This window comes from Arthrobacter cavernae (genome assembly GCF_017368795.1).
GTDB classification, from domain to species: Bacteria; Actinomycetota; Actinomycetes; order Actinomycetales; family Micrococcaceae; genus Arthrobacter; species Arthrobacter cavernae.
The window spans coordinates 1-6,089 of record NZ_JAFNLL010000046.1 but is presented as its reverse complement, the minus strand read 5'-3'; the positions used below and the strand labels follow the sequence as shown (position 1 = coordinate 6,089).

4 protein-coding genes and 3 pseudogenes are annotated in these 6,089 nt (G+C 65.4%); 6 read left to right on the top strand and 1 reads right to left on the bottom strand.

Features of this window, described 5'->3' with window-relative positions; genetic code table 11:
- The first annotated feature begins 29 nt into the window (after window positions 1-29).
- Window positions 30-313 (top strand): annotated as a pseudogene (locus J1902_RS16055) (HU family DNA-binding protein).
- Window positions 314-389: 76 nt separating this feature from the next.
- Here the strand turns inward: J1902_RS16055 and J1902_RS19915 are convergent.
- Window positions 390-512 (bottom strand): annotated as a pseudogene (locus tag J1902_RS19915) (DUF4193 family protein); the annotation flags it as partial.
- Between the two features lie 239 nt (window positions 513-751).
- On the opposite strand from J1902_RS19915, the gene J1902_RS16045 reads away from it, so the two are divergent.
- The 5 genes and pseudogenes from J1902_RS16045 to J1902_RS16020 all read left to right on the top strand — a co-directional run bounded on the left by J1902_RS16045 (window position 752) and on the right by J1902_RS16020 (window position 5,980).
- Complete coding sequence (locus J1902_RS16045) at window positions 752-1,513, top strand: hypothetical protein (protein WP_307794475.1); 762 nt, start codon at window positions 752-754, stop codon at window positions 1,511-1,513.
- A gap of 774 nt (window positions 1,514-2,287) precedes the next feature.
- Window positions 2,288-3,658 (top strand): glycoside hydrolase 5 family protein, encoded by a 1,371-nt coding sequence (locus J1902_RS16040; RefSeq protein ID WP_207617317.1) that lies wholly within the window; start codon window positions 2,288-2,290, stop codon window positions 3,656-3,658.
- A 13-nt stretch (window positions 3,659-3,671) separates the two neighbouring features.
- Window positions 3,672-3,947 (top strand): annotated as a pseudogene (locus J1902_RS19720) (thrombospondin type 3 repeat-containing protein); the annotation flags it as partial.
- The gene (locus J1902_RS16025) at window positions 3,934-4,362 is read left to right on the top strand and encodes a PxKF domain-containing protein (RefSeq protein WP_207617316.1); all 429 of its coding nucleotides are present in this window, start codon (window positions 3,934-3,936) and stop codon (window positions 4,360-4,362) included. The pseudogene J1902_RS19720 and the gene J1902_RS16025, both read left to right, overlap by 14 nt.
- Before the next feature lie 955 nt (window positions 4,363-5,317).
- Complete coding sequence (locus tag J1902_RS16020; RefSeq protein WP_207617315.1) at window positions 5,318-5,980, top strand: DUF4352 domain-containing protein; 663 nt, start codon at window positions 5,318-5,320, stop codon at window positions 5,978-5,980.
- The last annotated feature ends 109 nt before the right edge of the window (window positions 5,981-6,089 follow it).

Sequence of the window (6,089 nt, the reverse complement as noted above, 5' to 3'; positions counted from 1 at the left end):
TACCGACCCGAAGTCCGGGAGGACATGCTATGCATAAGAACCGTGGTGAGTTGGTTGCAGAAGTTGCAGCAAAGGCCGGAACCAGCCATGCTGCCGTCAACTCCATCCTCAACGCCCTGTTCGAGGTTTTCGAGACCTCCCTCGCCCAGGGCGAGAAGATCGTCATCCCGGCTGGCTCGCCGTCGAGCGTACCGACCGTGCAGCCCGCACCGGCCGCAACCCGCAGACCGGCGAGACCCTTCACATAGCGGCCGGCCACAGCGCCAAGCTGACCGCCGGCTCCAGGCTGAAGGCCGCCGCAGCCAGGAAATAGTCTTCCCCGGCGACCGGGACCCTCCCCGGGGGGCCGCCGGCTTTGCGGTCCCTGCAGCAGGCCCGTCCGTTCTTTCTTCGGCCATCCGGGTTCGGTGCCGGAGGGGGAAGCGGTATGAGCAGGTGAACCCGCCGGCCGGTGCCGGCACGATCCCGACGAGGAGTTCCTCGCCGGAGGCCGGCGCCGGGGGAAGGCTCATTCCCGGACACCGTCCTCCCCCGGATCCCGGGAGGACCCCACCCCGGGGCGGGACTGGGCTGTCAAGCCCCGCGTTTGGTGGAGAGTCGGTTACACCCGTTCCATCTCTTTGACCGGTGCATCACCGACACCAGGAAGCCGGCCCGTATCACCCGCGGGTCCGACGGGCCTGAATCCGCCCGAACAAACTCCGGAATCCCCGGCGCGGAGCCCCTCCGCGCCGGGGATTATACTTGTCCGGTGAGAATTGGCCCCGCTTCGACACACATGATCTCCATGCCCTTCAGCCCCTACGCCACCGAACCGGCCGATCTCGCAGTCTGCCGGTGCACCCAGGCAGTGCAACCTCATGAACACGGAACCCGGGGCATGTACAACTACCACCGATGCCGGTGCACGCCGTGCCGCGAAGCCAACCTGGAATATAGCCGCCAGTCCACAAAGCACCGTCCCCGAAGGGAAATGGTCGACGCCGGGCTGGTACGCTCCAGGATCACAGAACTGCGGGCTGCCGGACTCACCGTCCTGCAGATCTCAAACCTGTCCGGGATTCATGCCAAGGTCATCGAGTTCGCCATGAAGGGGCGAAACGGCAAGAAGCCCAAGACAGTCAAGGCCAGCACATTCAGGGCCCTGAACGCGATCAGCTACAAGGACGCCGAAGGCGCCGAAAAGCGGCGCGGCCGTATCGTCAACGGAGACATTCCCCGCCGTCAGCTCCAGTCGCTGCATAGCCTCGGCTGGTGCGGCAGCGAGATCGCAACCCGCATCGGCGCCAATGCCTCCACCATCAGCCACCTCCTGGCCGGCAACGGCATCACCGAGGATTACCGGGCCCGGATCGACCGGCTCTACGCCGAGCTGCACGGAACGAACGCCCCACAAGAGACCGCCAACGAACGGCGCAGCGCCACCGTTGCCCGGAACCGGGCCCTCGCCAACGGCTGGACATCCGACACCGCGACCGACCACGAACACGCACGGCCCGTCCGGGCCCATTGACCGGCGAGCCCGGGACGGGCCGCCGCACACCCGGCCTCCATGCCTCCAGCCCCACCGCCACTCCTCTGGCCGTCCGCGATTGCCCCAAAGCCAGCCATGAACACGGAACCAGGAACATGCACGCCTACCACAAGTGCCGCTGCCTGCCTTGCGCCCCAGCGAACCCGGAGCACTACCGGTCGACAGCCCACCTGACCAGAACACGAGAATGGGCTGACGCGAGCCTGGCCAGGAAACGGATCCTCCAACCGCGGAAGCCGGGCCTGACCATCCGCATGGCCGAACTGTGCGGCGCGCACGCCAGCACCCTGCCGCGGCGAGTTGATCGCGGCCTACCGGCATCAGGGTTTCCAGATGTCAGTGACTGGCGGGCTTCCATGACCACGTGCTGCATAGCTTTGGGTGCCTGCCGGAGCCTTGCTGGCAGCAATGCAGAACTGCCCTCATCGGCCGGTCTAGCTTCCGGGCCGGCACACGGCAGGTAATGTAAATTTTGGCAAAGTTGCCTGTCCGTACGGGATCTGGTGCGCAGGGTTGTTTTGGGGTATCCCCTGGTCGCACGTGACCTCCGCCCAATCCATCCTTGGAGCCTCGATGTCCGTACCTCTGCGTGTTTCGGCTGCCCTCGCTGTGACACTGTTCTTGTCGGCGACGGCCGGTCTGGCACCTGCGCGGGCTGAATCCGCACCCCGGTTCACCGATCCACTCGCTGTCTACGAGGCATCCTCCGCCCGGGTTGCTGTGGCGGCGGATTCGACGTCGGTGGCTTACTCCGTGAGTTCATTCGAGGGGTCCACTGTGGCGACAGGCTCTGCTGCTGTCTCCAACGGTGCGGCGAGTGTTGACCTGAGCGGGCTCGGACCAGGCTATTACGAGCTGACCGTGTCCACTGCTGCCGGCAAGGCGGCCACCAACCTGGGTCTCGTGGCGGGCCTGGCCAAACCGCCGGCGTCGTCACTCTTCGGGACCACCGTCCACCCCGCCATCCACCGCAGCCTCGACCAATCGGCAGCAGCCAGTGGTGTGGGCGCCGGCACGGCCCGGGTCGACTGGCGCTGGGAGGACGCGGTGGCCAGTGGGCCCGGCTTTACCTGGGATCCGTCCACGGAAGCGGAGATCTCCCGCCTCCAGGCCCGCGGCATCCGCCCCACCCTGGTCCTGGCCTACTACGGGCTGTGCGACGGCGGCCGCACGCCGTCCTCGAAGTCCTGCATCAACCAGTACGTCGACTACGCCCGCGCCACGGCGCAGAAGTTCGGTGCGGGCGTCGACTATGCCATCTACAACGAGTTCAACTACGCCCTCAACAACGGCAAGTGCGGGCGCACTGCCGATTGCTACCTCAAACTCCTCAAACCGGCTTCCGAGGCGATCCGGCTCTATGCCCCCGGCGCGAAGGTCAGCGGTCCGGCGCTGGGAGCGGCCGACGATTGGTGGGCCGTAGGCGGAGCTGCGTACACGTGGTTTGACCGTTTCGTGACGCTCGGCGGCCACAACTACGTAGACGTCGTCACTATCCACAACTACTCGCTCTCGAAGGCTCCTGAAGGCTACAGCGAGCGTGCCGTGGCAAACGCCAAGGCGCTCCTTGCGGCCGCGGGTTCGAGCAAACCGGTGGTGCTCGAAGAGGCAGGCTACAACACGGTCGCAGGCGGTCAGCCGGAGCCGGTCCAGGCAGCCTTCCTGGTCCGCGACGCCGCCGCTGTCCTTTCGGCAGGGGCAAGCCAGTACATGCACTATGGGCTGGTCGACAACTGGAACGCCCCGGCCAGTCCGGAGGCGAACTTCGGTCTCTTCCGCCACGAGGACACCGCCGGGGGCCGCCTCGTGCCGAAGCCGGCCGCCGTCGCGCAGGCCGTTCTGTCACGTTTCCTCGCCGGGGCTGCCGCGATGGGGGACGAGAAGCTGGGCGCGGACGCACGGTCAGCCGTGTTCAAGCTCGCGGATGGCCGCACGGGCCGGATCGTGTGGTCCACCCAAGTGATGCACTCACTGGTGCTCCAAGGCGGGGGCAACGTCAGCGCCGTCGATATTTTCGGCAGGCAGCTGCCCCTGTACGCCGAAGGCGGCGCGGTGAGCCTGGGATTCGGCGGTTACCCGGTGCTCCTGACGAGCGACACCGCGGGCACGGCATCCATCGTCTGATCTTCCAGCTAGCGGCGACGGCGTTGGAGCACTTGCGGATAACTGCCCAAGTGTCGCCAATGGGCAACAGGAAGACCGAGACAGCGACGGCCTAGGTGATGCCTGTGACCCGGACAGCGACCCGCCGACAATCCAAATCACCTCACCGGTCGACGGCGCGACGTGTCTATTGGGGGCCCCTGCACGCGAGCTACAGCTGCGCCGACGAACCCGGGGGCTCGGGCCTCTCCGGCTGCTTCGGAGACGTACCCGACGGAGGAGCCATCGGTCTTGGCGTGGTCGGTCCTAGAACGTTCACGGTTCGCGCCACCGACAACGCCAACCACGAAACCCATGCGGTCGCGAACTACCGGGTTGCCTACGACTTTGAAGGATTCTCCGCCCCCGTGGACACCTCCAATATTCTCAACGTGGTCACGGCCGGCCGGGCGGTACCCCTGAAATGGCGGCTTCTGGACGCCTCCGGGGCACCCGTCACGAATCTGGCCACCGCTTCAGTCACCGTCACGGCCTTGAGCTGTTCCAGCGGCACAACACCCGACCAGCTGGAGGAGTACGCAGCCGGTAGCAGCGGTCTGCAGAATCTTGGCAACGGATACTACGCCTTCAATTGGAAGACGCCGCAGGCTACGCCGGGTCATGCAAGACCCTCCAGCTGGACCTGGGCGAGGGTCTACTCCGCACAGCGCTCTTCCGATTCGTGAAATAATCCATGCTCGCGCAGAGGATGGCCGCCCCGGGATTCCTGACCCGCCCGGGCATTGGTCCGGTAACCGCGGCGGCCATCATCTAGCTGACGGAGCTGCTCCCGACCCTGCTGCGGGTCCTGGGCCCGGACCACACATGGCACCCTGCACCGCCCGCTGCACAGCCAGAAGTTCTTGAAATCGCGGGGATCACACGAATCCAAAGCCCACGATATGCGGCATTATCATGTGGGTTTGACTGCTGATTGTGTCAATCTAATTGGAGCCCATCAGGACGCCCGAACGGTGCCCACCCGTGAACGTTGATCCCATCAGACCTGGGATCAAGCAGGAGGGCCGGGATGAGGTCAAGAGGCGGCTGGGCCTTCGGCGTGTTCGGAAACGGCAGACCTCGGCGTACGTCGCTCTGCACTTGACGCCTGCCGAATCTTTGTTATTGGTGCAGTCGGCCGCGCACCCATGGCCGTGGTCGTCCTTGCTGAGACGTCAAGCCGGCATTCGCACACTTCACCGAGCGTGCGACTTTTGAAACACCGTGCTGGGACCGTTCAAGATCCAGGCCACATGCGCGGCTGTGTGTTCGGGAATCGATCGATGGTTGAAATTGTTCAGGCCTGCAGGGCCCAACCGTGCAGCATCTTCAAGTCGGAAATATGTGCGAATCACGAGCAGGCGGCAGATGGCCGTCAGCACATGGGACCTAATGTAGCCACGTTGGCCGGAATAATCCACTATTCGCAGGGTGTGGATTTACATCCAGTCCGGCCGCGTAACTCCCATTGGAGTCAAGCACTTTGACAAATTCCGAATATACCTTGACAAGTTCTGACTGGATTGTGCAACATGTAGTGGACTTCGCACTATGAACAGCAGGACCAAGTGGACTCTGCCGGATGAACCGAAGCCGGCCATGACAAAACGGGGTGCGTTCATGAGCTCCAGCATGCGTACGGTGTCACACCCAATTCTGACCCGCCGGCAATTCGGGCTGCTGCTGGGCGGCGGCGCCTTTCTGCTGGCCGCCGGCGGCAGCTACCTCGTGGTCGCTACCGCCGAGACCGGCACGGGGCCCGCTGCCGCAACACCGTTCGGCGCCCTGCGCCTCGTCCGTGCCGGACGCTTTGCCCGGCTGGACGCGGCTGGCCGGCCCGCGTTTAACACGGCTCACACTGCTTTTGCCCGCCTGGCCGGCGCGGGCCAGGCGTCTCCGGGCTTCACCGGCGGGCCGGCACTGCACCCGGAGAGCCACGTCGATGACAGCAACGGCGGCACCGGGCGTCCCGTTTCCACGTGGCCGCAGCCTGAAAACCACACTTGGGGCGATGTCGTCGTCCTTGAGCTGGAGGTGCACAACAGCCGGACCGAGCCGATGCTGTTTGCGCCGGGTCAGCTCCGCCTGAAGCTGGGCGCCGAAGGCTCAGCCACAACGGTGACGCCTCAGGACTCCGGCCGCGGTCCCGGGACCCTGGCTCCCGGCGCCACCGAGCTGATCTGGATCAGCTACCTGGCACCGCCGGATGCGTCCGGCCTGCAGCTCGAATACACGGACCCGCAGCAGGACTTCAGGACAGTTCTGCCGTTGCGGCCCCTCATGATGGTGGAGGTGCGGCCATGAGCACGCTGGAGATACACATCAATGAGGGTTTCCTGCCGATGGTGGACGGGGCACTGGTGTACCACCGCGGCTTCGGTGACCGCCCGACGTCGTCCGCTGATCCAGCGCC